The 24,026-nt window shown below is 71.9% G+C and carries 21 protein-coding genes and 1 pseudogene; 13 read left to right on the top strand and 9 right to left on the bottom strand.

The genetic code is table 11. The features are described from left to right. The first annotated feature begins 97 nt into the window (after window positions 1-97). The 7 genes from MMA15_RS15475 to MMA15_RS15445 all read left to right on the top strand — a co-directional run bounded on the left by MMA15_RS15475 (window position 98) and on the right by MMA15_RS15445 (window position 7,909). Window positions 98-1,858 (top strand): sensor histidine kinase, encoded by a 1,761-nt coding sequence (locus MMA15_RS15475; RefSeq protein WP_241060363.1) that lies wholly within the window; start codon window positions 98-100, stop codon window positions 1,856-1,858. A gap of 3 nt (window positions 1,859-1,861) precedes the next feature. Beyond that, window positions 1,862-2,266 (top strand): roadblock/LC7 domain-containing protein, encoded by a 405-nt coding sequence (locus tag MMA15_RS15470; RefSeq protein ID WP_241060361.1) that lies wholly within the window; start codon window positions 1,862-1,864, stop codon window positions 2,264-2,266. Beyond that, window positions 2,263-2,616: a DUF742 domain-containing protein gene (locus MMA15_RS15465; protein ID WP_241060359.1), complete on the top strand. Its 354-nt coding sequence runs from the start codon at window positions 2,263-2,265 to the stop codon at window positions 2,614-2,616. Before MMA15_RS15470 ends, MMA15_RS15465 begins: the two co-directional genes overlap by 4 nt. Further along, the gene (locus tag MMA15_RS15460) at window positions 2,597-3,226 is read left to right on the top strand and encodes a GTP-binding protein (RefSeq protein WP_241060357.1); all 630 of its coding nucleotides are present in this window, start codon (window positions 2,597-2,599) and stop codon (window positions 3,224-3,226) included. Before MMA15_RS15465 ends, MMA15_RS15460 begins: the two co-directional genes overlap by 20 nt. Then, window positions 3,223-4,842 carry a cytochrome P450 gene (locus tag MMA15_RS15455; RefSeq protein WP_372498247.1) on the top strand — a complete coding sequence of 540 codons (1,620 nt, stop codon included), beginning with the start codon at window positions 3,223-3,225 and terminating at the stop codon, window positions 4,840-4,842. Before MMA15_RS15460 ends, MMA15_RS15455 begins: the two co-directional genes overlap by 4 nt. Before the next feature lie 382 nt (window positions 4,843-5,224). Continuing rightward, window positions 5,225-6,328 (top strand): selina-4(15),7(11)-diene synthase, encoded by a 1,104-nt coding sequence (locus MMA15_RS15450; protein WP_241060355.1) that lies wholly within the window; start codon window positions 5,225-5,227, stop codon window positions 6,326-6,328. Between the two features lie 237 nt (window positions 6,329-6,565). Beyond that, window positions 6,566-7,909 (top strand): cytochrome P450, encoded by a 1,344-nt coding sequence (locus MMA15_RS15445; protein WP_241060354.1) that lies wholly within the window; start codon window positions 6,566-6,568, stop codon window positions 7,907-7,909. Between the two features lie 181 nt (window positions 7,910-8,090). On the opposite strand, the gene MMA15_RS15440 is transcribed toward MMA15_RS15445, so the two are convergent. Beyond that, window positions 8,091-8,666, bottom strand: coding sequence for a class I SAM-dependent methyltransferase (locus MMA15_RS15440; RefSeq protein ID WP_241060352.1), 576 nt, complete (start codon window positions 8,664-8,666; stop codon window positions 8,091-8,093). Window positions 8,667-8,940: 274 nt separating this feature from the next. Here MMA15_RS15440 and MMA15_RS15435 point away from each other — a divergent pair, with 274 nt between their 5' ends. Beyond that, window positions 8,941-10,878 carry a S9 family peptidase gene (locus MMA15_RS15435; RefSeq protein ID WP_241060350.1) on the top strand — a complete coding sequence of 646 codons (1,938 nt, stop codon included), beginning with the start codon at window positions 8,941-8,943 and terminating at the stop codon, window positions 10,876-10,878. Here MMA15_RS15435 and MMA15_RS15430 read toward each other — a convergent pair. The 4 genes from MMA15_RS15430 to MMA15_RS15415 all read right to left on the bottom strand — a co-directional run bounded on the left by MMA15_RS15430 (window position 10,760) and on the right by MMA15_RS15415 (window position 14,924). Next, window positions 10,760-11,746 carry an SURF1 family protein gene (locus MMA15_RS15430; protein WP_241060348.1) on the bottom strand — a complete coding sequence of 329 codons (987 nt, stop codon included), beginning with the start codon at window positions 11,744-11,746 and terminating at the stop codon, window positions 10,760-10,762. The genes MMA15_RS15435 and MMA15_RS15430 overlap by 119 nt on opposite strands. A gap of 297 nt (window positions 11,747-12,043) precedes the next feature. Further along, window positions 12,044-13,063 (bottom strand): hypothetical protein, encoded by a 1,020-nt coding sequence (locus tag MMA15_RS15425; protein WP_241060346.1) that lies wholly within the window; start codon window positions 13,061-13,063, stop codon window positions 12,044-12,046. Beyond that, window positions 13,045-14,352: a hypothetical protein gene (locus MMA15_RS27935; protein ID WP_277400292.1), complete on the bottom strand. Its 1,308-nt coding sequence runs from the start codon at window positions 14,350-14,352 to the stop codon at window positions 13,045-13,047. Before MMA15_RS27935 ends, MMA15_RS15425 begins: the two co-directional genes overlap by 19 nt. Then, the gene (locus tag MMA15_RS15415) at window positions 14,349-14,924 is read right to left on the bottom strand and encodes a SigE family RNA polymerase sigma factor (protein WP_241063212.1); all 576 of its coding nucleotides are present in this window, start codon (window positions 14,922-14,924) and stop codon (window positions 14,349-14,351) included. Before MMA15_RS15415 ends, MMA15_RS27935 begins: the two co-directional genes overlap by 4 nt. On the opposite strand from MMA15_RS15415, the pseudogene MMA15_RS28250 reads away from it, so the two are divergent. Beyond that, window positions 14,848-15,765 (top strand): annotated as a pseudogene (locus MMA15_RS28250) (phosphotransferase); the annotation flags it as partial. The gene MMA15_RS15415 and the pseudogene MMA15_RS28250 sit on opposite strands and share 77 nt — an antisense overlap. A 76-nt stretch (window positions 15,766-15,841) precedes the next feature. Beyond that, window positions 15,842-16,339, top strand: coding sequence for a phosphotransferase (locus MMA15_RS28245; RefSeq protein WP_308290546.1), 498 nt, complete (start codon window positions 15,842-15,844; stop codon window positions 16,337-16,339). A gap of 136 nt (window positions 16,340-16,475) precedes the next feature. On the opposite strand, the gene MMA15_RS15405 is transcribed toward MMA15_RS28245, so the two are convergent. The 4 genes from MMA15_RS15405 to MMA15_RS15390 all read right to left on the bottom strand — a co-directional run bounded on the left by MMA15_RS15405 (window position 16,476) and on the right by MMA15_RS15390 (window position 21,979). Continuing rightward, the gene (locus MMA15_RS15405) at window positions 16,476-17,573 is read right to left on the bottom strand and encodes an aspartate-semialdehyde dehydrogenase (protein ID WP_241063211.1); all 1,098 of its coding nucleotides are present in this window, start codon (window positions 17,571-17,573) and stop codon (window positions 16,476-16,478) included. Between the two features lie 155 nt (window positions 17,574-17,728). Continuing rightward, window positions 17,729-19,084, bottom strand: a complete 1,356-nt coding sequence (locus tag MMA15_RS15400; protein ID WP_241060344.1) for an aspartate kinase — start codon at window positions 19,082-19,084, stop codon at window positions 17,729-17,731. A gap of 340 nt (window positions 19,085-19,424) precedes the next feature. Next, window positions 19,425-19,880, bottom strand: a complete 456-nt coding sequence (locus MMA15_RS15395) for a hypothetical protein (protein ID WP_241060343.1) — start codon at window positions 19,878-19,880, stop codon at window positions 19,425-19,427. Then, a complete protein-coding gene (locus tag MMA15_RS15390; RefSeq protein WP_241060341.1) occupies window positions 19,877-21,979 on the bottom strand; it encodes an NACHT domain-containing protein in 2,103 nt (700 codons plus the stop codon). The genes MMA15_RS15395 and MMA15_RS15390 overlap by 4 nt, the downstream gene beginning before the upstream one ends. A 196-nt stretch (window positions 21,980-22,175) precedes the next feature. Between MMA15_RS15390 and MMA15_RS15385 the strand changes: the two genes are divergently transcribed. The 3 genes from MMA15_RS15385 (at window position 22,176) to MMA15_RS15375 (ending at window position 23,968) form a co-directional block, all read left to right on the top strand. Then, a complete protein-coding gene (locus MMA15_RS15385) occupies window positions 22,176-22,544 on the top strand; it encodes an ArsR/SmtB family transcription factor (RefSeq protein WP_241060339.1) in 369 nt (122 codons plus the stop codon). Beyond that, window positions 22,544-23,188: an SRPBCC family protein gene (locus tag MMA15_RS15380; protein WP_241060337.1), complete on the top strand. Its 645-nt coding sequence runs from the start codon at window positions 22,544-22,546 to the stop codon at window positions 23,186-23,188. The genes MMA15_RS15385 and MMA15_RS15380 overlap by 1 nt, the downstream gene beginning before the upstream one ends. A gap of 309 nt (window positions 23,189-23,497) precedes the next feature. Next, window positions 23,498-23,968 carry an SRPBCC family protein gene (locus MMA15_RS15375; RefSeq protein WP_241060335.1) on the top strand — a complete coding sequence of 157 codons (471 nt, stop codon included), beginning with the start codon at window positions 23,498-23,500 and terminating at the stop codon, window positions 23,966-23,968. Window positions 23,969-24,026: the final 58 nt, after the last annotated feature.

Genomic DNA, 24,026 nt, shown 5'->3' with positions numbered 1-24,026 from the left:
GACCACCTGTGCCGTTTGGGCGCCCCCTTCACGGACGTTCCGCTGCTCCCCGCGCACGCTCTGCTCACCCGGCACTTCGACCGATTTGAGGATCCTGATGGTTCGTGCTGGATCGTCACCCGGAAATCAAGGGTCCGGCCCGGTACTCGTCTGGCTGCTGCCCGCCGTCGTGACGGCAGCCGCCGCAGGCATCGCAGTCCCCCTCGTACCCGGGGGCGCCCGTACTGCCGTCCTCGTATGCGGCCTGGTAGCGACGGTGGCCGTGGCTGCCGTCGCGGCCGAAGTGGCCCGCCGGGGACGGGCGTTGACGGCGCTGCGGGCCCAGCACGCTCAGCAGCTCTCCGTACTCCGGACACGGCTGCACCAACAGGAGCGCGCCACCGTCCAGTTGGCCAAGCAGAGCCTGCCGGAGGCCGTGGAACGCCTTCAGGAGGGCGAGTTCGCCGAGGACGTGCTGCGGTCGATGACGCCGCAGTCGGAGGGCCTCAGCAGCGAATTCCAGGCCGCGCACCAGGAGTTGATGCGGTCCGTCATCGACGCCGTGCAGGCGGAGGAGACCCTCCGCGACTCGGCGCAGCGAGGCGTCGTCAACATCGCGCGCCGGGTGCAGGCCATCGTCCACAGGCAGGCCACGGACCTTCGGGGCATGGAGGACCGGCACGGCAGCCAGCCGGACTTCTTCGCCGATCTGCTGCGGCTCGACCACGGAACGGCCCTCATCGGCCGTCTCGCGGACAGCATCGCCGTGCTCGGCGGCGCACGTCCGGGCAGGCAGTGGAGCAAGGCCGTCCCTGTCTACAGCGTGCTGCGCGGCGCGATGTCGCGGGTACTGGACTACCAGCGCGTCGAGTTGCACTCGGTGGCGGACGTCGCGGTGGTGGGTCCCGCGGTGGAGCCGCTGATCCATGCGCTCGCCGAACTGCTCGACAACGCCACGCGCTACTCGCCGCCCAAGGCCCGCGTCCATCTGACCGCGGGCGAGGTGCACGCCGGCATCGCCATCGAGATCGAGGACGGTGGCGTCGGGCTGAGCGAAGAGGCCCGTGAACGCGCCGAGTTGAGGCTCAAGGAGGCCCAGGCGGGCATCGACCTCAACGACCTCGGCGAGTCGCCGCGCCTCGGTCTCGCGGTGGTCGGACGGCTTGCGCAGGCCTACGACTTCCAGGTCTCGCTGCCGCCGTCGGCGTACGGAGGCGTACGTGCCGTCCTGGTCGTACCGAAGAAGCTGATCACCACCGCACCCGCTACGGGACGCGCACACGGCATCGGCGCCGGCCCGGGGCAGGAGCCCACGCGCCGGGAGACGCCGGCGGCCCCGGCGGCCTCCGCCACGGGCGCTTCCACGGCGGGGACATCCGCCACGGCGGCCTCCGCCGCGGGGGCCTCGGCGCCCGCAGCCGCCCGCACGGAGCCCGCATCCGCCTCCGCCGCATCGCGGTACGCGGCTCCGCCCGCCGCGTCACCGGCCGCGCAGGGCGACGGCCACCGGACGCCGCCGCGCCACGAACCCTGGCTTCCGGAAACCGGCCCCGCACGGCAGGAAGACGAAGTGCAGGACGAGAAACCGCCAGTGATCGAGCGGAACGCCAACGGGCTTCCCCAGCGCCGCCGCCGTACCCCGAGCCCGGACGCCCGCCCCGGCGGCATTCCCGCCCGTAACTCCGCGACGCCACAGCCGCCGTCGCGCCCCGCGGCGGACGAACCGGCGCCCGGCCTGTGGATGGCCGACTTGCAGAGCGGCCTCTCGGGCGACTCCGGCAAATCGGGGGCCGAGAAGGCCGACAAGGCGAACACGACGGACGACAACGCCATGGCGGCGGACCGCGACGGAGACACGTCGTCAGATGAGGGTGAGTGAGCGATGGAACGGCGTGCCGACATGGACTGGATGCTGAAGGACCTCGCGGAGACCGTCCCCCAGACCCGCCATGTGGTGGTGCTCTCCTCGGACGGCCTGTGCATGGCCAAGCACGACACCGACACCGACACGGCCGACCGGCTGGCGGCGATCGGCTCCGGCCTGCAAAGCCTCTCCTCCGCCGTCGCGGCCGAATTCCCCCACAGCGACGGGCGGATGCGGATGGTGGTCATCGAAGTCAACGGCGGCTTCATGTACTTGATGGCCGCAGGCGCGGGCGCGCACCTCGCCGTACTCGCGGACGAGGGCGTCGACGCAGGACTGGTCGGTGGGCGCATGAGGGACCTGGTGGCCCGCATCGGCGAACACTTGACCAGTCCCCCGCGCGACGGCGGATTGGCCCCATGAGCCAGGAGTCTCAGGGGTGGGACGAGAGCGGGCCCGAGCGGCTCTATGTGATCACCGGTGGCCGCAGCGACCCGGCTGAATTACGCGGCCTCGACCTGGTCACGCTGATCGTGGCGAGGGAGGCCCCGAGAGTCGGGATGCAGCCCGAGCAGGCTTCGATTCTACGCGTGTGCAGTTCGCCGCTCTCCGTCGCTGAGATCTCCGCGTACCTGGGACTCCCCGTGAGCGTGATCACCGTTCTGCTGGCGGACCTGCTGAACGAGGAACGGGTCGAGGCGCGGTCGCCGGCCCCGTCCCTTCCCGACATCGAACTGATTGAGGCGGTGATCCATGGACTCCGGAATCTCTGACACGGCTGGCACGGCGACGGGGCCTCGGAGCGAGGACAGACTCCCCTCCTCCGCCAGCTCCGCGGTCAAGATCGTCATCGTCGGCGGTTTCGGTGTCGGCAAGACGACGCTGGTCCGTTCCGTCAGCGAGATCCGTCCGCTGACGACGGAAGAGACGATGACGCAGGCGAGCGAGAACGTCGACGACACGGCCGGCGTGGAACGCAAGACCGCCACGACCGTCGCGATGGACTTCGGACGCATCAGCCTCAACGAGGAGCTGGTGCTCTACCTGTTCGGGACGCCCGGACAGCAGCGCTTCTGGTTCCTGTGGAACGGCCTGTTCGAGGGCGCTCTGGGAGCCGTGGTCCTCGTCGACACCCGCCGCCTCGAAGTGAGCTTCGACGTGATCGGACGGCTGGAGGAGTCGGCCGTCCCGTTCGTCGTCGCCGTCAACGCCTTCCCGGAGGCGCCCACTTACCCCGTGGAGGAGCTGCGCGGCGCCCTGGATCTGGACCCCGGTGTCCCGATCATCGTGTGCGACGCCCGCCAGCGCTCCTCCAGCCAGGACGTCCTGCTGGGACTCATGCACTACCTGCGCTCCCTCGCACTGACCCCGGAGGCGAAGTGACCTCTCCACCACCCGGCTCGGTCCCGGACAGCACGACGGACAGCACCCCGGGCCGTACGACGGATCACGCCACGGACGACACCGCGGACCACGCCGGGCGCACCGGGCACGGCACCGCCCGGGGCGCCGACGACCGTGCCACGGACGGCCCTTCGGGCGCCCACACGGACACCTCCGCAGGCGCCGCCGCGGGCACCGCCGAGAGCACCGGCTCCCCGCCCGCCGGTTCCCCTCCCCCCGGCTGCCCGGCCCACGGACTCGGCCCCGACGGGGTGCGCCGCCTGTACGGGCCCGAGGCCGACGCCGACCCGCTCGCCCTGTACGAGCGCCTGCGCCGCGAACACGGCGCCGTAGCCCCGGTGTTGCTGCCCGGCGACCGTCCCGCGTGGCTCGTACTGGGGCACCGGGAGAACCTGGAGGTCGCACGCACGCCTTCGCTCTTCTCCCGCGACTCCCGCCTGTGGCGCGACATGCAGCAGGGCAAGGTCCCCCCGGACCACCCGCTGGCGCCGCTGACGATGTGGCAGCCGCTGTGCGTCTTCGCCGACGGCGAGGAGCACGCAAGGCTGCGCAAAGCCGTCACCGAGAGCCTGTCGCGCTTCGAAGCACGCGGCATCCGCCGCTATGTGACGCGCTTCGCGCACCAGCTCATCGACGAGTTCGAACCGGAGGGGAAGGCCGATCTCGTCGAGCAGTTCGCCGACCAGCTTCCGCTGCGGGTGATCACCCAGCTCTTCGGCATGCCCGAGCACTACGGGCCCCGGCTGACCGACGCCGCCAAGGACATGATCCGCGGCTCGGAGACCGCCGTGGCGAGCAACGACTACATCACCGACGCGCTTCAGGATCTGGTGGACCGCAAGCGTGCCGAGCCGGGCCACGACGTGGCGTCGAAGCTGCTGGAGCACCCGGCGAAGCTGTCCAATGACGAAGTACGCGAGCACCTTCGCGTCGTGCTCGTCTCGGCCAACGAGCCGACCGTCAATCTCATCGCGAACACTCTTCGCCTCGTACTGACCGACCAGCGCTTCCGCGCCACTCTGGCCGGTGGGCACATGACGCTGCCCGACGCTCTCGAACAGGTGCTGTGGGACGAGCCCCCGATGACGACCAATATCGGCCGCTGGGCGACGGGCGACGCCCAACTCGCGGGCAAGACCATCAAGTCAGGGGATCTGCTGCTGCTCGGCCTCGCCGCGGGCAACGCCGATCCGCAGATCCGCCCCGACAAGTCGACGCCCATGCACGGCAACCGCTCGCATCTCGCCTTCAGCGGCGGCCCCCACGAGTGCCCCGGACAGGATCTCGGCAGGGCCATCGTCGACACCGGCATCGACACCCTCCTCACCCGGCTCCCCGATCTTCGGCTCGCAGTGCCCGAGGAGAAGCTGAGCTGGGAGACCGCGCTGATGTCCCGCCGACTGGTCTCGCTTCCCGTGGAGTTCGCGCCACGCCGCCGCGACGGCGGCACGGGCCCGGGAGCGGGCGCACCGTCCGTCGAACTCCCGCCGCTCCAGACGCCGGAGCCCGCCTCCGTGCCGTTGCCTCCCGAGGCGCCGTCCGCCGAGCACCCGTCCTGGTGGACGTCGTTCAAGCAGTGGCTGAGGGGTCGGTGAGGCCGGGACCCCTGACCGCACCCGCCCGGGAGGCCGGCTATGCCCCGGGCCCATGCACCCACTGGCGTCAACTCGCCCCGCCGCGACGGTAGTTGAACGTGTAATCGTCGGTGACCTGGGGGAAGGCTCCCTGTGGCCGTGCCGGGTCCGCAGCGTGCCACGCCTGCTCCCTGTGGCCGGACGTCCCCTTGCCATGGGGGAGTCGTCCATGTAGCAGCCGGCGACGGTCGGGCCTCCGCAGGTGCGGAAGTGCGCCGTCGCCGCAGGCAGTACGTGGTATTGGCCGGTTCTACCCGGTGCAGCGGGCCCGAAGAGGCGGCCGGCTGCCGAGAGGTCGAGTGGATGGCGGCGCGACGCCGCCGGATTACCGAGGTGATCGACAGTGGAGCACGGGTTGATCGTTCCACCCGTTTTTTCTCCCATCCCGCCAGCGATCCATCCCCGTCACGAGGCGATCAACGAAAGCACGACGGCCTGGGCGAACGACTACGCCATCGGTTCACGCGAGCTGCGCGAGAGGCTCGTCGCACACGACATCGGCACCTTCGCCGCCCGGGTCCTCCCCGAGGGCCGCGAGGAGGTCGTGTCCATACTCGCGGACTTCATCATCTGGCTCTTCGGCGTCGACGACGGACTCTGCGAGGAGGGCGAACTCGGCAAGGACCCGGCGGAGTTGGTGGGCGTGCTCTCCCGAATGCTGCGCGTCGCCCAGAACCCCGACGTCCCCATGCTCGCCGGCAACCCCCTCGCCACGGGCCTGAGAGACCTGCGCCACAGAGTCTCCCGCTACGCGACACCGGGCCAGGAGGCCCGCTGGGTCGACGCCCTCCGCGAGTACTTCCTCTCCGTGGTGTGGGAGGCGTCCCACCGCAGCAACGAGACCGTCCCCGGCCTCAACGACTACACCCTGATGCGCCTCTACGACGGCGCCACCTCGGTCGTACTGCCGCTGCTGGAGATGGGCCACGGCTACGAACTGCACCCCAGCGAACGGGACAGCACCGCGGTCAGAGCCGTCGCCGAGATGGCGTACTTCATCATCACCTGGGACAACGACCTCTTCTCGTACCACAAGGAGAGCAGGACCCAGCAGTATTACCTCAACGTGCTCCGCGTACTGGAGCACGAGCAACAGCTCACCCCCGCCGAGGCGTTGACCGAGGCGGTCGCCCAACGCGACCGCGTCATGTGCCTGTTCCTGCGCCTGCGTGACGGGCTCGCCGCCACGGGAAGCCCGCAACTGCGCCAATACCTGGAGAACCTGGGGACGTTCATCCGCGGCGCCCAGGACTGGGGCATCAGCTCGCTCCGCTACACGACGCCCGACGACCCCGCAGAACTGCCCTCGACCTTCCGCGACACCCCGACCGACGACAGCGACGAGGCACTGGACATCCCGGCCGTCGCGTGGTGGTGGGACGTACTTCCGGAGAGGGAAACGTTTCAGCCGGTACGTGGCGAAATCCACAGGTCCGCAGCGGTCTGAGACCGCCGGACGGCGGCTCCGCACACGGCGCCGTCCGCCCTGACCCGACAGATCCCCGACACCCGGCCCCTTCCTCGACTACGCGTGTCTGCCTGGCACTTCGTCCCGGCAGGCACCGGCGACGACTGCTCCCCATCGCTCCACCCGGCCGACGCCGGGCTCCCGCACGACCCGACAACACCAGACCGGCTGCACCTCCCCCGGACCCCCCACCTCTCGCCGTAAGGAGCTGCGTAAGTGAGTGCTGCACTGAAGGCCGTACCACGAGCCCCCGGACACACACCCCTGATAGGTCATGCGCTGCCCCTGCTGCGCCGCCCCCTCGACTTCATGAAGTCGCTGCGGGACACCGGCGATCTGGTGCGCGTGGACGTCGGCACCCTGCCCGTCTACTTCGTCACCAGCGCGGACCTCACCCATGAGTTGCTGGTCACCAAGGCCCGCAACTTCGACAAGGGCCGCTTCTTCATACGGGCGCGCAACCTCGTAGGCGACGCGCTGCCCACCGCGCCCTCCGGCATACACAAGCGCCACCGGCGGCTGATGCAGCCGATGTTCCACCAGCAGCGCATCGCCCGCTACGCCGAGGTCATGGCGACTCGTGCGCAGGCCATGGCCGACTCGTGGCGGCCGGGCCAAACGGTCGCCGTGGACGAGGAGTTGGCGCAGTTCTCCGTCGCCACACTCGCCGAGACGATGTTCTCGGCGGAGATCAGCCGCCCCGCCGCGGACGCGGTGATCCGCGACGTACCGATCCTGCTGAAGAACGCACTGGTGAGAACCGTCACGCCGAGACTCCTCGACCGCATCCCGGTCCCCGCCAACCGGCGCTTCGACACCGCCGCGAAGCGGCTGCGCACCGTCATCGACGAGGTCATCGCCCTCTCGCACCAGCAGGGCGACCAGGACCACGAGGACCTGCTCTCGCTGCTGATGGCCGCACGCGACTCCGACAGCGGCGACAAGCTGAGCGACCGCGAGGTACGGGACGAGCTGGTCGCGATCATGTTCGCGGGCACCGAGACCACGGCGTCGACGCTGTGCTGGACCTTCCACGAACTCGCGGCGCACCCCGAGGTCGAGGAGAAGCTGCTGGCCGAGATCGCCGCGGTGGCAGGCGACCGAGCGGTCACCTTCGAGGACGTACCGAAGCTCGTCTACATGGACCGCGTGCTGCACGAGATCTCCCGTATGCACTCGGTGCCGCTGCTGATGCGGCAGGCCACCGCGCCCGTCGAACTCGGCGGCTGGGAGGTGCCCGTCGGCACCGAACTGGCCTTCAGTCTCTACGCGCTGCACCGTGACGGCCGCCTCTACGACGAGCCGGAGCGCTTCGACCCGGACCGCTGGCTGGAGGAGCCGGGCACGAGGATTCCGCGCGAGGGATACATCCCGTTCGGGGCGGGGGCCCGCAAGTGCATCGGCGACGGCTTCGCCTGGACGGAGATCGTCATCACGCTGGCGACGGTGCTGCGGCGCTGGAGGTTCGAGCGGGTGCCGGGCCACAACGTCCGCGAGGTCGCCTCGGCGGTGGCGCACCCGGACAGCCTGCCGATGACGGTGGTGCCGAGGGAGGGGTGAACGGGCGCGGTGCGAGCCGCGCTTGCGCGTGCCTGCGCCGACGGTCTGCGACGGCCTGCGTGTACGAGTACGTCAACGAGGGCCCGGGCGGCGGGAGTTGTGGCCCCCGGGCCTATGCGCACGGCCTCGCGCCGCCCGGGGCGACGGGCGGGGCCTCGCGTCAGGTCCGGGGTCCGTAGCCTCAGTCCGGGCGGCGCCCGCGGAAGCGCAGGCCGCCGGTCTCCGGGTGCCTGTCCACCGCGACGCCGGTGAAGCCCGCCGCCTCCAGCCGTGACGGAAGGGTCGCCGGCGGCAGCGTGTTCATCGTGTCGCCGATGTGCAGCAGCCGGAAGCGGAGGCTCGGCTGGCTGTCGCTGCCCGCGAAGACCCCGCCGGGGCGCAGCACACGGAACGCTTCGCGGAAGATCTCGTCCTGCGTCGCCACCTCGGGCACGTGGTGGAGCATCGTGAAGCACACGACGGACGAGAAGCTGCGGTCGGGCAGCGGCAGTGCGGAGGCGTCGCCGTGGATGACGCGGGCACGGTCGCCCCAGCGTTCCTGAAGCAGCCGCGTGGTGTCCTCGTCGATCTCGACGGCGGTCAGGCGGGGCACCTGCTCGACCAGCACCCGTAGGTTCGCGCCGTATCCGGGGCCGAGTTCCAGTACGTCGTCGCCCAGTTCGACCTCCTCCAGCGCCCAGGGCAGCAGGCGGTCGCGGACGCCGCGTGCCCACTTCTCGGAGCTGCACAGCCTGCGGTGTGCTCGGTTCATCGGCATGTGCAGACGCTACGGCCAGGGTGGGCGGTCCGCCATGGTCCGGCACCCGCCGGGCACCAGTGCCGGGTCCCAGTACCGGAACCAATGCCGGAACCAGTAACGGGCCATGGACCGGAACAGGTACGGGGAGAGGACCGGAACCGGTGCGGGGACGGGCCCGGAACAGGTGCCGCACCCGCCCCGGCGCCGTGCCGGTTCCCGCCGTATGCGGGCCGTCCTTCCCGTACCTCCGCCCCCGCCTCCGCCGTCCCGACCCGCGGCGCAGAATGAACCCATGACGCAGAACACGGATGTCACGCCGGACCCGGCCATGCCGGACTGGGAGAAGCGCTTCCGGGCGCCCCGGGTGTCGCTGCCCGACTGGGCCGAGGACGCACCGGACCGCTCGCTTTACGTCTCCAACGTCACCGGCACGTTCGAGCTTTACGCGTGGGACCGGGCCACGGGCGAGCACCGCCAGGTGACGGACCGCCCGAACGGTACGACCGACGGGGTGCTCACGCCCGACGGGGAGGAGATCTGGTGGTTCTCGGACACCGACGGTGACGAGTTCGGGATCTGGATGCGCCAGCCCTTCGAGGGCGGAGACGACGAGCCGGTGGTCCCCGGTCTCGAACCCTCCTTCCCCGCGGGACTGGCCATCGGGAGGGACGGCACCGCCGTCGTCGGGCGTTCGACCGACGAGGACGGCACGACCATCCATCTGTGCCGCCCCGGCGAGGAGCCCGTCGAGATCTACCGGCACCGCGAGTCGGCGGGGGTGGCCGACCTGTCCCACGACGGGACGCTGCTGGTCGTCGAGCACACCGAGCACGGCGACGCCATGCACTCCGCGCTGCGGGTGATGAGGCTCGACGGCACCACCGTCGCCGAACTCGACGACAGCGAGGGCGGCACGAAGGAACTCGGCCTGACCGCCCTCGGGTTCGCGCCCGTGGCGGACGACTCGCGGCTGCTCGTGGCACACCAGCGCAGCGGCCGCTGGGAGCCGATGATCTGGGAGCCGATGACCGGCGGCACCACCGAACTCTCCATCGATCTGCCCGGGGACGTCAGCGCCGACTGGTACCCGGACGGCACCGCGCTGCTGGTCTCCCACAGCCACCAGGCCCGCAGCGACCTGTGGCGCTACGACATCGCGTCCCGCGCCCTGACCCGGGTCGAGACGCCGCCCGGCTCGGTGGCCGACGCGACGGTACGGCCCGCGCCGGGCGCTGGGTCCGGCGGCGCCGGGTCCGCCGACGCCGCCGCGGACCGTGCCCGGCAGGGCCGGGAGGTCAGCATCGAGTACCTGTGGTCGTCGGCCGCGCAGCCTCCCCGTGTGCGCTCCGCCGCCGGAGACGTCGTGCTCGACCCGCCCGGCATGGCGGCCCCGCCGTCCGTACCGGTCGAGGACGCCTGGGTGGAGGGCCCCGGCGGCACGGTGCACGCCCTGGTGCAGAAGCCGGAGGGCGAGGGTCCCTTCCCGACCGTCTTCGACGTGCACGGCGGTCCGACGTGGCACGACAGCGACGCCTTCGCCGGTCAGCCCGCCGCCTGGATCGACCACGGCTTCGCGGTCGTACGCGTCAACTACCGAGGCTCCACCGGCTACGGACGCGAGTGGACCGACGCCCTCAAGCACCGCGTCGGCCTCATCGAGCTGGAGGACATCGCGGCGGTGCGTGAGTGGGCCGTCGACTCCGGGCTCGCCGACCCCCGGCGGCTGGTGCTGGGGGGCGGTTCGTGGGGCGGCTATCTGACGCTGCTCGGCCTGGGCACACAGCCCGACGCCTGGGCGGTCGGCCTCGCGGCGGTGCCGGTCGCGGACTACGTCACCGCGTACCACGACGAGATGGAGGCCCTGAAGTCCCTGGACCGCACGCTGCTCGGCGGCTCCCCCGAGGAGGTGCCGGAACGGTACGAGGTCTCCTCACCGCTCACCTACGTCGACGACGTACGGGCACCGGTCTTCATCTCCGCGGGCGTCAACGACCCGCGCTGCCCCATCCGCCAGGTCGAGAACTACGTGCGGAGACTGGAGCGCCGGGGCGCGCCGCACGAGGTGTACCGCTACGACGCGGGGCACGGCTCGCTCGTGGTCGAGGAGCGGATCAAGCAGTTGAGGCTGGAGATCGACTTCGCCCTGAGGCATCTTCCGGATTCGAGCCGGTATCCGAGTCAGGCTCCGAAGACGGGTCCTGCCCCGGCCCCGGATCACGGCCGGGAGTGATGCCGAGCGCGGCGTCCTGGGCCAGCTCCCTGTCCCGGCGGAAGAGCCGGAACCACATGAAGACCACGAAGCCCGCGAAGACGAACCACTCGGCGGTGTAGCCGAGGTTCTGGAACGCCTTCATATCGAGGCCGGTGTTGTCGGGACGTACCGGCGGCACCGGCCTCAGCTTCGAGTCGGCGGGGATGTCCTGCACCGTGATCCAGGCGTCGTGCACGTCGTACGGGACCACGTTGACGAGCGCGGCGGCGCTGATCACGCCGAGCTGGCCCTTCGGCAGCCCGCCGCCTGTCTCCACGCCGGGGCTGCCCTGGGACTCCGACGCCTGTAGCGCACCGGTCACGCGCACCAGGCCGCGCGGGGGCGGCGGCACACGGGACGGGTCGGCGTCGCCGGGAAGCCAGCCGCGTACGACGGGCAGCGCCTTGCCGTGCCGTCCGGTGCCGGACTCGCCGCTCCCGCCGGGGACTTCGTCGTGTTCCCGGCCGTGAGTCTTGCCGGGGGTCTTGCCGTGCGCCTTGCCGTCGTCGCCGTGTGCTGCGTCCGTACGCAGCAGGGACAGCACGTAGAAGCCGCGCTTTCCGTCCAGTCGCCGGTCGGGCACCAGCAGCGGCCGGGAGGTGTCGTAGCGTCCGACGGCCTCGGCGGTACGGCCGCTGGTCTCCGCGTCGACCGGCAGCAGCCGGGACAGCGGCTCGGGGCGGGCGTGACCGGCGGCCGAGACGGTCCGCTGCTGCTGTTCGTGGCTCTCCACCCGCGCCTCGAAGCGTGAAAGCTGCCAGCCGCCCATCAGGAGGCAGACCGGGATCGCCAGCACGGAGAAGAGGTTGATCCCCCACCACCGAGGGGTCAGCAGGAACCGGTACACGACTCCACGGTACGGGGAGCCGCGACGGCGGTCGCCCGCGGGTGCGGGGGCACGCGGAACGACCCCGAGCATCCGGCGGTTGCGGCACGGGCCCGGCGATGGGCCCGGGTCCGGGGGCAGGCCGCCGGCCGGAGCGGCCCCCGGGCCCCGAACGGCACCCGTACGGCGGCCGTACATCGGCCCGAGCCAGTCGGCGGCCCTGGTCTTCCGGCAGTCCTCTCCTTCATGGCCCCCTTGTTTCGGGACCCCTCTTCGGTGGCTCCTCTTCCGACGACCCGGTCATCGCCCGCCCCGAGGTCACTCGTCGACGGCGAGGACCCCCGTGCGATACAGCGTGCCCGCGCAGGCACCTTCGAGTTCGGTGTCGGCCGCCGCGGGGTCGCCCACGTCCGGGGTGTGGCTCAGTACGACGCTGGCCTGCTTGTCGGTGTCGCCACCGGAGTCACCGCCCGGTGCCCCCGAGCCGCCGCCGTCGGTGTGGCCGCCGGCGTCGCCCTCGCCGCCCGAATCGCCCTCGTTACCCCCGGAGTTGCCGTTGTTGCCGCCCTGGCTGCCCTCGGGTCCGTTGCCCGTCTCGGCCTTGGGCTCCGCGTCGGGCTTCCCGGGAGGACCGCACTCGCTGGGCACCCAGGCCCACTTGACCTCGTACGCCTCGCCCGGCTTCAGCACCAGTTCGCTCTCGGCGAGGGCCGGGTCGGGAAGTCCGGGCGCGTCGTCGCCGGGGGTGTGGTCGACGACGTTTATGCGCTCGATGTCGGCACGGCCCTGCGCGGAGGCGCCGACGACGCCCTCGCCCTCGACGGTGCAGGCCTCGGCGGAGGTGTTGACGACGCGGAAGCTGCCGTAGACCTTGCCGTCGGAGGAGGGGCGGCCTTCCGAGGCGGTGCCGTGCCCGAGCTGCTGGCGCCCGCAACTCGGCGCGCTCGTCGCGAGATTGTCGCTGGAGTCGGCGCCGCCGTCTCTGCCCTGCGTGGGGGACGGTGAGGCCGAGCCGTGGCCGCCGCCCGACCTGCTGCCGTCGGCGCCCACGCCCCCGACGGTGTTGCCGGAGCCCTGGGTGTCGCCGAAGCCGCCACCGCCGTCGACGCTCTGCGACCGGTCGTGGTTGCCGCCCGCGTTGTACGACGAGTCTCCGGGCAGGCCCGGCACTATGCCGCTGCCCACCAGGCCGGGGACTCCCACGCCGGCGAGCACCACGGCGGCTGCGGCGCCCACGAGTACGCGGCGCCGGTGCGCACGCCGTGCGGGCACGGCGTGCTGGAGGTAGGCCAGCGACTCGGGGGCGGGCTCGATCCGGCTCACGCTCTGATGCAGCATCCGGCGCAGGGCGGCCTCGACTTCGCTGTCGCCCTCGCCGCCACCGGAACCGCCTGGTAAGCGGGACCGCCGCCGGAACCACCGGAACCGCCCGAGCCGCCGGGGCCGTTGGAGCCCCCGGAACCGCCGGGACCATGGCCGCCCCGGCCGCCGCCCGCGCCTGCGGGCCCGCCGCCTGAGCCGTCCGTACCGGCGCCGCCGCTCCGTACCGGCCGTAGCGCGGCGGTGCCTTCGGCCGCCCGCCGCCTGCCGTTCCCGCCTCGGGCGGGCGCGCCCCGGCGCATGGGCCCGGCGGTCTCCTCATGCCCGAACCGCCCCTGGCCGTCCGGGAGTTGCGAATCGTCGTGGTCGTTCGAATGCATGGCTGTAACCGCGTCTCGGACCGCGTCCTGCCCACCCGGGGCCGGAGGCGGTGCGTCAGGGAACTCCGGCGGGCGCGGCAGATCCGGCGCCACGGGGGACGCGGGATCGCCGGGCGGACCCGGGAGTTCGACAGGTCGGTCGACTTCCGGAAGCACCGGATCGTCGATCTGGGGAGGGTCCGGAATCTCCGGCTGGTCGTAGATGCCGGGGCTCTCCGGAATCTCGGGAGCCTCCGGGACCTCGGGCATGCCGGGGAACTCGGGCGCAGGAGGAATGTCAGGCGCCGGCGGGATCTCCGGGCTCTCCAGGATGTCCGGCGCCTCGGGGATCACGGGCGGCTCCGCCGGTCCCGGTACGTCCGGCAGTTCCGGAGCACCGGGAAGATTCGGCAGGTCCGGCGTCGCGGGGGCGGAATGCCCGGGGAGGTCCGGGTTCTCGGGCACGTCCGGGGCACCGGGCGCGCTGGGGGTCTCGGGGGCGTGCGGCCCGTCGGGCAGATCGGGCTCCTGGGGGCCGCTGCTGCTCCTGCCCCCTTGTCCGTACGGCTCGTGAGAGGCGACGGGCGCGAGCTGGTCGCCGCCCGCCCCGCTCTTGCCGCCTGAACCACCCGCACCGGCAGCGCCCGACTGCCCCGCCGCGGAGTCCGCCGTGGCGTCCCAGCCGTCCCATTCGTCCCAGTCCGCGTCGTCCGACGCGCCCTGGTCGTACTGGGCGTCGTGGCCGTGCTGGGCGCCCTGGCCGTCATGGCTGTACTGGCCGTCCTGGTCGCGCGCACCGCCGGCCGACCGCCCCGTCAGCCGCAGCCCCTGCTCGAACGGGCCGCCAGGCTCGCACTCCACGTCCGCCAACTCGCCCGCGCCCGCGAGCCGTACGAGTTCGCGCAAGCGCTCGCTGAGGACCTTGTCCGGATCGTCGTAGGCACTCATGAAGCCGCCTCCATCGCGACCCTGAGCGCGGCGATGCCACGCGAGCCGTATGCCTTCACAGAGCCCAGCGACAGCCCCAGCACATCGGCGACCTGCGCCTCGGTCATGTCCGCGAAGTAGCGCAGCACCAGCACCTCGCGCTGGCGCCGCTGAAGACCGCGCATCGCGTGGATCAACTCGTCGCGTTCGAGCTGCTCGTAAGCGCCTTCCTCGGCGCTGGCCATGTCCGGCATGGGCTTCGACAGCAGCTTGAGGCCGACGATGCGCCGCCGCAGCGCGGACCGCGAGAGGTTGACGACGGTCTGCCGCAGATAAGCGAGGGTCTTCTCCGGGTCGCGCACGCGCTTGCGCGCGGAGTGGACACGTATGAACGCCTCCTGCACGACGTCCTCGCAGGAGGCGGTGTCGTCCAGCAGCAGGGCGGCGAGTCCGAGCAGCGACTTGTAGTGGACGCGGTAGGTCTCGGTCAGATGGTCGACTGTCGTGCCCGCGGCCATGACGTCGTCAGATTCCGCGCCTTGGGCCGGTACACGGGTGGGACGGGTGGCGGACCACGGCGAAATCACCGGCATGCCTCCGGTGCCGGTGCCGGAGGTGCCGGGAGCTGTCGCGAGTACGGATGCGAATGCTTCCACCACGCTTGTTGGACACACACTCCCCTTGGAGGGTTGTACGCGTCTGGCATCGCCGTCGACGATCGTTCGAACGCGCTCATGCGTACCAGCTCTTCCCGGATGCCCCTACAGTCACAGCGCCTCTCGAATCCAGGCAGTGGACACAGAGACGCCTCGCGCCCCACCGCCGGTTGCAGCGGCCAGGAGTGAAATTCTCGTCCTTGCGCTCCTCGCTCGCCAGTGCCAAGACCCTTCCTTGACTGAGAAGTTCGCATGCCGGGGTGGATACAGCGGACCGTCGACAGTCGGCGCGCACCGCCCGTGCGACGTTACGCGGGGCCCGCGCCGCCACCGCTCCCGGGCCCGGCGGGCGCCGGAGGAAATCCGTTTTCCGCTCCCCTGTCCGCGCCGCGAACCTGTGCCGGTGAGCGATACCGAAGTTCGTCCGCACATCGACGCAGTCCTGGTGAGGAAGCTGATCGCCGCGCAGTTCCCGCAGTGGGAAGGGCTCGCGGTGACACCGGTCGCGGCGGGCGGCGTCGACAACCGTACGTTCCACCTCGGCGAGACCATGTCCGTACGCCTCCCCAGCGCCGGGGAGTACGCGGCGCAGGCGGCCAAGGAGTACCGGTGGCTGCCGGTGCTCGCCCCGCGTCTGCCGCTGCCCGTGCCGTCTCCGATCGCCAAGGGCGAGCCCGCTGAGGGCTATCCGTTCCACTGGACGGTCAACCGGTGGATCGAGGGCGAGACCGCGAGCGCCGAACTCATCGGCGACGCCGACCGGTTCGCAGCCGAGCTCGCGGCGTTCCTGGTGGCGCTGCGGAGGATCGACACCGACGGCGGTCCGCCCGGCGGCCCGGACAACTCCTTCCGCGGTGTCCCCCTCGCGGGCAGCGGCCGACGGCCGGAGGGCGAGGGCCGACTTCGACACCCAGACCCGCCGCGCCCTGGACGCACTCACCGGCTCCCGGCACCCGCACCGCCTCCCACGGGCGGCGGCCTCCGCCCTGGAGGCCCTCTGGGAGGAGGCACTGCACGCCGGAGAGGACGCCCGCCCGGCCTGGTTCCACGGCGACGTCGCCCAGGGCGATCTGCTGTTGCGGGAAGGACGCCTCAGCGCCGTGATCGACTTCGGATGCTCGGGCGTCGGCGATCCCGCGTGCGATCTGACCGTCGCCTGGACGCTGTTGACGGGCGGCAGCCGCGAGATCTTCAAGGAGGCGGTGTACGAGGAAGGGTCACTCGATCCGGGGGCGTGGGCGCGCGGGCGCGGCTGGGCGCTGTGGAAGTCGCTGATCACCCTCGCCTGGGCCGACAGCGAGGCCGACCGTGCGGCGGCGTCATACGTACTGGAAGAGATACTCGCCGACTAGCCGCACGACCACGGGCACGCGCAGCGGCGGCCTCGAACCGCGCAGCGGCGGCCTCGAACCGCACCGTGCACGCCCAGCATCCGTACCGGGCCCGGCGCCCGCACGGCTCAAGCCCGCGCTCGGCTCAGACCCGCACTCAGCCCGACTCCCGCTCCCGCGCGACCAGTTCGGCGATCCGCACCAGATTGAGCGCCGTCCCCCCGCGCAGATTGTCCGCGCAGACGAACAGCTCCAGCGCGCAAGGATCGTCCTCCGGCCGCCGTATGCGTCCCGCCCACGTGGGATCTGTGCCCGCCACGTCCGCGGGCGTGGGGAAGTCGCCCTGCGCCGGGTCGTCGCAGAGCACCACCCCGGGCGCGCCCGCCAGGATCTCCCGCGCCCGCCGTACGCACACCTCGCTGCCGAACCGCGCGTGCACGGACGTCGAGTGGGCCGTCAGCACCGGTACGCGCACACATGTCGCCGCCACCCGCAGACGGGGCAGTTCCAGCAGTCTCCGCGTCTCGTCCCTCGCGGCCAGCTCCTCCGTCGTCCAGCCGCCCTCGCCCAGCTCCCCCGCGAACGGCACGACGTTGAGCGCCACGGGAATGCGGTGCGGATCGCCGGGACCGGCCTCCTCGCCCGCGGCGACGGCCGCGTTGCCCCGGCCCTCCGCCACCGCGCGCCGGATGTCCCCGGGATGTCTGCCCAGTTCGGCGCCCGACGCCTCCGCCGTGGTCACGGCCGCCAACTGGCCGCGCAGCGCCTCGACTCCGAAGCGCCCTACGCCCGAGGCCGCCTCGTAGGAGGAGAGCACCAGCTCCGTCAGCCCCCACTCGCGGTGCAGCGCCCCCACGGCCACGGCCGTCGACAGCGCTGTGCAGCCGGGGCTCGCGACGATGCCGCGCGGCCTCTCCCGCGCGGCGCCCGCGTTGAACTCCGCGGCGACCAGCGGCACATCGCCCGCCATACGGAACGCACGAGAGGCGTCCACCACGACCGCCCCGAGCCCGGCCGCGACCGGCGCCCAGCGTGCGGCTGTCTCCTCCGGCACGGCGAACAGGGCGACGTCGACGCCGCCGAGCGCCTCCTCGCCGAGCGCCCGCACCGCGATGTCCTCGCCGCGTACCTCCCGTACCCGCCCGGTCGAGCGAGGCGAGGCGATCAGCCTGATCTCGCCCCAGACGTCGGCCCGTTCGGAAAGCAGAGCGCGGAGCACCGTCCCGACGGCCCCCGTCGCGCCGACGACCGCCAGGACCGGCCTGCCCGTGCGCCCGCCGCTTCCCGCGGGCCCGCCGCGGGACCGGTCGCGCGGTCCGCCGCGGGACCCCTCACCGGCCCCGCCGCCGGACCACTCGCCGGACCCGCCGCGGGGCCCCTCTCCGGGGCCGGCCGCACGGGCGGCGGGCGTCACCGCCCTGTGCCTCCGTAGACGACGGCCTCGTCGCTCTCGCTGTCGAGCCCGAACGCCGAATGCACGGCGCGCACCGACTCGTTGACGTCGTCCTCACGCGTGACGACGGAGATGCGGATCTCGGAGGTGGAGATCAGCTCGATGTTGACCTCGGCCTGCGACAGCGCCTCGAAGAAGGTCGCCGTCACGCCCGGGTTGGTCTTCATCCCGGCGCCGACGAGCGAGATCTTCGCGATCTGGTCGTCGTAGCGCAGCGAGTCGAAGCCGATCGCGCCCTGCGCCTTCTCCAGGGCGGCGATCGCCTTGCGGCCCTCGCTCTTGGGCAGGGTGAAGGAGATGTCCGTAAGGCCGGTCGAGGCCGCCGACACGTTCTGGACGACCATGTCGATGTTGACCTCGGCGTCCGCGATCGCGCGGAAGATCACCGCGGCCTCGCCCGGCTTGTCCGGCACACCGACAACCGTGATCTTCGCCTCCGAAGTGTCGTGTGCGACACCCGAGATGATGGCCTGCTCCATCGACTCTTCTTCCCCTTGCCCGTTCTTCTTGCTCTGCCCGCTCTTCAACGCGGCCTGCGCACCGGGGACGTTCTCACCGTGCCCCTCGTGACCGCCGGGGGGCTCGCTGCTCACCCAGGTGCCCTGGAGTCCGGAGAAGGACGACCGGACGTGGATCGGGATGTTGTAGCGGCGGGCGTACTCGACGCAGCGGTGCAGCAGGACCTTCGAACCGGAACTGGCCAGCTCCAGCATGTCCTCGAAGGAGATCCAGTCGATCTTCCGTGCCTTCTTCACCACCCGCGGGTCGGCGGTGAAGACGCCGTCGACGTCGGTGTAGATCTCACAGACGTCCGCGTTCAGCGCCGCGGCCAACGCGACGGCGGTGGTGTCCGATCCGCCGCGCCCCAGGGTGGTGATGTCCTTGCTGTCCTGGGAGACGCCCTGGAAACCGGCGACGATCGCGATGTTGCCCTCGTCGACGGAGGTCTGGATACGGCCCGGTGTGACGTCGATGATCCGCGCCTTGTTGTGCGCGGAGTCGGTGATCAGGCCCGCCTGGCTTCCGGTGAACGACTGCGCCTCGTGTCCGAGGGATTTGATCGCCATCGCCAGCAGTGCCATGGAGATGCGCTCTCCGGCGGTCAGCAGCATGTCGAACTCGCGTCCCGTCTGCACGGGAGAGACTTCCTTCGCGAGATCGATCAGCTCGTCCGTCGTGTCACCCATCGCCGAAACCACGACGACAACCTGGTTGCCGTTCTTCTTGGCTTCGACGATCCGCTTGGCAACGCGCTTGATGCCCTCGGCATCGGCAACGGAGGAGCCGCCGTACTTCTGCACGACAAGGCCCACGTGTGCTCGCTCCTCGATTCTCAAGTCCTCGCGCCCTTCCCCTGCCTGCTCTCAGCGGCCGGGGGGAGTTCCGTAGGGAAATCCGCGGGTCGGCTCATTTTACCGAGAAGGCGTCCCACCCTCTCGTCCAGCGGGCAAACCTGCCCGTTCACGAAGCGTCCACACGGGAACGTAAGACAGCTCACACGACGGCTGAAACAGCGGCTTTCACGATGCCTCGCCCGGCACGGCGCGGCAGCGGCACGGCACGTGCGCGGCGGCCGGCCCGGCAGCAGGGCTACGGGACGGACCGGAGCCGTCACCAGGAGCGGCGGGGCCGTACGGGTCCGGCCGGACGTGGCTAGGGCCGCGCCCCGGTCCAGCGCTCCCCCGCGAACCTGTCGAGCGCCTCCCGCAGTCCCGGCGGGATCTCTCCCACGGCCCCCGAACCCCCGGCCCCCGAGCCCGCGGTACCGCCGCCGAGCGGCCACAGCGCGATCCAGCCCGCCCCGTCCGGGCGCGGACCGGGCGCGGGCGCCGGTGTCACCTCCGGCCGCAGCCGGACGTGCAGCGCCGCACGCCCCGGCGCACCGGCGGGCTCCTCGCCCCGTACGGCCACCTCCGCGACGTCGGCCCAGGGCAGGGACACCGTGCGCCCCCGGGACGTGACGGTCTCGATGTACTCGGCGGACAGGCGCAGTTCGGCCCCGTGGCGCGCCGCCGGCGGTTCGCTCAGGTCCAGCACGACGGGCAGCGCGGCCAGGAACGCCACGAGCAGCCACGCTCCGCCCGCGTCCCAGTCGTGCTCCACGCTCATCTGGACGACACGCAGCGCGGCGAGGGTCCACGGCAGTGCGTAGCCCGCGGCCCTCGCCCAGGGCCGCCGTGCCGGCGGCGACCGGAAGACCCGCACATCGCCTGTTGCGGCGGCCGGTCCGCCCCCTGTTGCAGCGGCCGGTCCGCCGTCGCGTTCCGCCCGGCCCGTCCGCGGCACCGCGCCCCTCCGGGCCACGCCCCCGCGTACTTGTACGGCGAGCCGTTCCTGCAACAGCGCGTGCCGGAACTCGTACGTACCGGCCGTCTGCCGCAGCACGCCCACCCGGTGCGCCTCGCCGAGGAACGCCACCAGCCGCCAGGGCAGCGCCCTACCGAGGCGAGCAGAGCACGGGTGAGCAGCCAGTGGCTCCACGGGCTGAGCACCACGAGCGTGCCCGCCGCCCCGACGCTGCCGACCACCCACGCCGCGGTGAGGGTCGTCGCGTCGCCGCCCGCCACGGCCGCGCCCACGGCGCCGAGCGCCGGGCTCACCAGCGACAGCGTCAGCACCGTGCTCCGGCGCTGCTCGTCCAGGAGTTCCACGGGCCCGAACGCCCGCTCCGGGTCCGCGGGAACACCGAGTACGAGCATCAGCAGTCCGGGCAGAACGATCGCGAGCACCGCCAGCGGCCCGTCCCGAAGCAGGAACTGCACCGCCGCAGCGAAACCCACCACCACGGCCAGCAGCGCCGCCAGTTGCGGACGCCGCCTGCGGAGCAGGTTCACCGGGCGCTGCGGCATATCCCCTCGCGTGGCCAGCAGCACCCGGTGCACTACGGCGCCCAAGAGAGCCAGGACGAGCGACCCCGAAGCCCCCTCGGCCACGGCTTCCCGCTGAGCCGCGCCCCCGGTGACCCACGCCGTCAGCCCCGCCATCCCGAAGAGCAGCAGTCCGACACCCGCGAAGAGCGCCGGTACGCCGAGCAGCGCGGGCAGCCTGGCTCGGTGCAACTGCCACCAGGCGAACTCCCGGGTGCCCAGCCGCGTGAGATGCGCGGCCAGGAACCGCAGCCAGCGCTCCGCACGCGCCGGCCCCCGACTACGCGCGCCGCGCGGCCCGTCGGGCGATGCGGGCCCGGCCGGGAACACCGCCGGTACCAGCGAGTCCAGCAGATGGCGCTCGACCGCCGCCGCGTCGGGAAAGCGCGAACGGTCCAGCAGCTCGCCGGGCGCCGCCCCCGGCCCCGCGTACACGGTGCGCGTCAGCCACAGCATCAGCGGCGAGGACAGTGCGCGCACCACGGGATGACCGTCGTCGGCGGCCAGTGTCGCCAGCAACTCCTCCCAGCGTCCGAGGCGTTCGGGGTGGCTCGTACGCCTGAGATAGTCCGCGGCGGCGGACGCGGTCACCGGCTCCGCCCGTACGACGGCCGCCGACGCCAGCACCTCCTCGGTCCCCGCCGCCTGTGCGTACTCGGCGGTCCGCGAGGTGAGGATCAGCGGAGCGTCGTCGCCCAGCGCCCGGTTGAGACCGGCCAGCGCCTTCGTCCGTGCGGGGGCGGGCAGTTCGTCGAAGCCGTCGATCACGGGAAGCACCCGCAGATCCCTTACGAGCTCCCGTACGGCCCGCCGGTCCAGCCGCCGCGTTCCGTAGTCCTGGTGGACCCGGCGGGCGAACCAGGTGTGCAGATGCTCGCGCTCCGGGTCCCAGGACCCCGCCGGGACGATGACGGGCACCGGCGCATCGGACGTCCAGGCCCGCAGCAGCTCCAGCATCAGCAGCACCGCGAGCGAGGTCTTTCCCGCTCCGGGCCCGCCGAGGATCACCAACCGCCGCGCGGGGAGCGCACGGTAGGCGCCGGTCAGTGCGGAGAGCCCGTCGCCCCGCTCGGGCACGGCTGCGCCCACGTTCGCCTCGTGATCGGCCGCCGCCCGCTCCGCGGTCCAGCGCACCGCCGGGCGCGCCCGGTCGGCCAGGCCGCGTGCCGCGGCCTCGTCCCGCCAACGGGCGTGGACGGCACGGGCCAGCTCACGCGCCGCGGCGTCCTGCGCGGTCTCCGCCGGGGCACCGTGGAACCGTACGTCGCCGAAGATGTTCCCGGCCTGGATCACATAAGTCGCGCTGCCCGAGAAGGAGTTGTGAACGCCTCTCTGCTCCATCCCGGCCGACCCCGCCCCCGCAGCTCACCCGACGCCTCGCGGACGTCCCCGCCGTTCCCGCCCGCGTACGTACGCAGCATCCCGCGCGTCGCCGGGCCCCTTCAACACCGGCTTCGATCCAGGACCGGCTTTGCCCCAGGACCGGACTTTGATTCAGCACTGGCTTATATAAGCGACGGCTGTATATGTTGTCTCCGTGCACGCATTGGATGTCCTGGGAGACCCGGTACGCCGCCGAATCCTGGAGCTGCTCGCCGACGGTGAGCAGACCTCCGGCGCCGTCTCGGGCGCGATCCAGGCCGAGTTCGGCATCTCCCAGCCCGCCGTCTCCCAGCATCTGCGGGTGCTGCGCGAGGCGGGCTTCACCTCCGTACGGGCAGAGGGCACCCGGCGGCTCTACGCCGTCGAGGCCGCTCCCCTGCGCGAGATCGACACATGGCTGGAGCGCTTCCGCGGCTTCTGGGAGCAGCGGCTCGACGCGCTCGGCACGGAACTGGCGCGCGGCAAGCGCGAGCGCCGCAGGAAGGACGCCGGTGCGGACACCACCGGCAGCGAGGAGCAGTGATGAGCGACTTCGTCGAGCAGATCAACGACATCCACCGCAAGGTGGGCACCCGGGACGTGGAGGGGCAGGAGGCCCGCACGGTCCTGCTGCGCCGCAAGTACGACGCCGCCGTCGAGGACGTCTGGGACGCCTGCACGGACCCCGAGCGCGTCAGGCGCTGGTTCCTGCCCGTGAGCGGCGACCTCAAGCTCGGCGGGCGATATCAGCTCCACGGCAACGCGGGCGGCGAGATCCTGACCTGCGAGCCGCCCCGGCTGCTGAAGGTGAGCTGGGAGATGGGCGAGAACCCCGGCTTCAGCGAGGTCGAGGTGCGGCTGACGCCCGAGGGCGAGGAGGAGACGCTCTTCGAGCTGGAGCATGTGGCGGTCGTTCCGCCGGAGTTCTGGGACCAGTTCGGGCCCGGGGCGGTCGGCGTCGGCTGGGATCTCACGGTGCTCGGCCTCGGCCTCCATCTCGCGGGCGTATCCATCGGCGACCCCAGGGAGTGGGAGACCTCCGACGAGGCGCGCGAGTGCATGACGCGCAGCAGCGACGCCTGGGGCGAGGCGTACGCGGCCTCGGGTGCGCCCGAGGACGTGGTGGCGTCGGCCGTGCGCGGCACGACGGCGTTCTACGTTCCTCCGCGCGAGGAAGGCGACAACTGACCTCATGACGGACGGAGTACGGCCGGCGCACCGGACGCGGAAGCCCGCAACGGAGCCGGCCGCATCCGTCGGACTCTCCAACTACCGCCCCCTGCACATGAGTTGACTGCGAGCCCGAGTCCCGGGCGAACGCTCGCAGCCGAACACCGGCCCTCCGCACCCGGCGTCACAGACTGCCGATTCCGCACACAACATGCGCAGACTCCGATGTCAGCCCCTCGACGCATGGGGTCAGTTGTCGGACACTGCTGATCGGATTCCGGCCAACGATCCGGATGACGACGCGGCCTCCAGCAGAAGGGCACTCACATGAGCACGTGGCAGCTGACCGTCGAACACCGAATGGCAGCGCCACCAATGCGGGTGTGGGAGAGGATGACCGACATCGAGAACTCCCCGCGCGTGATCAGCGGCATCGAACGCGTCGAGGTGCTCAGCGAGGCGCCCTTCGGCGTCGGCACCCGGTGGCGGGAGACCCGGCTGATGTTCGGCAAGGAGGCCACCGAGGAGATGTGGGTGACCGCCTGCGAGTCCCCGGAGCGCTTCGTCGTGGAGGCCGACTCCCGCGGCGTGCACTACACCTCGGAGTACACCCTCCACCCCGACGGCGACGGCGCGACCTCCGTACGGCTGGTCTTCGGCGGCTCCCGTACGGAGAAGAAGAACGGCTTCGGCGGAGTGATCGGCAAGCTCTTCGGCGGCATAGGCGCCAAGACCGTGGAGAGGGCGCTGACGAAGGACCTGGAGGACATCGCGTCGTCGCTGGAGCCGGCGAAATAGCGGCCCGCCGCGGCCCACGGACTCAGGGCGGGCGGGTGCCTTACGGCGGTGTGAGGGC

This window comes from Streptomyces marispadix (assembly GCF_022524345.1).
Taxonomy (GTDB): domain Bacteria; phylum Actinomycetota; class Actinomycetes; order Streptomycetales; family Streptomycetaceae; genus Streptomyces; species Streptomyces marispadix.
The sequence above is the reverse complement of the archived record's forward strand: the minus strand, read 5'-3'. Positions and strand labels throughout refer to the sequence as shown.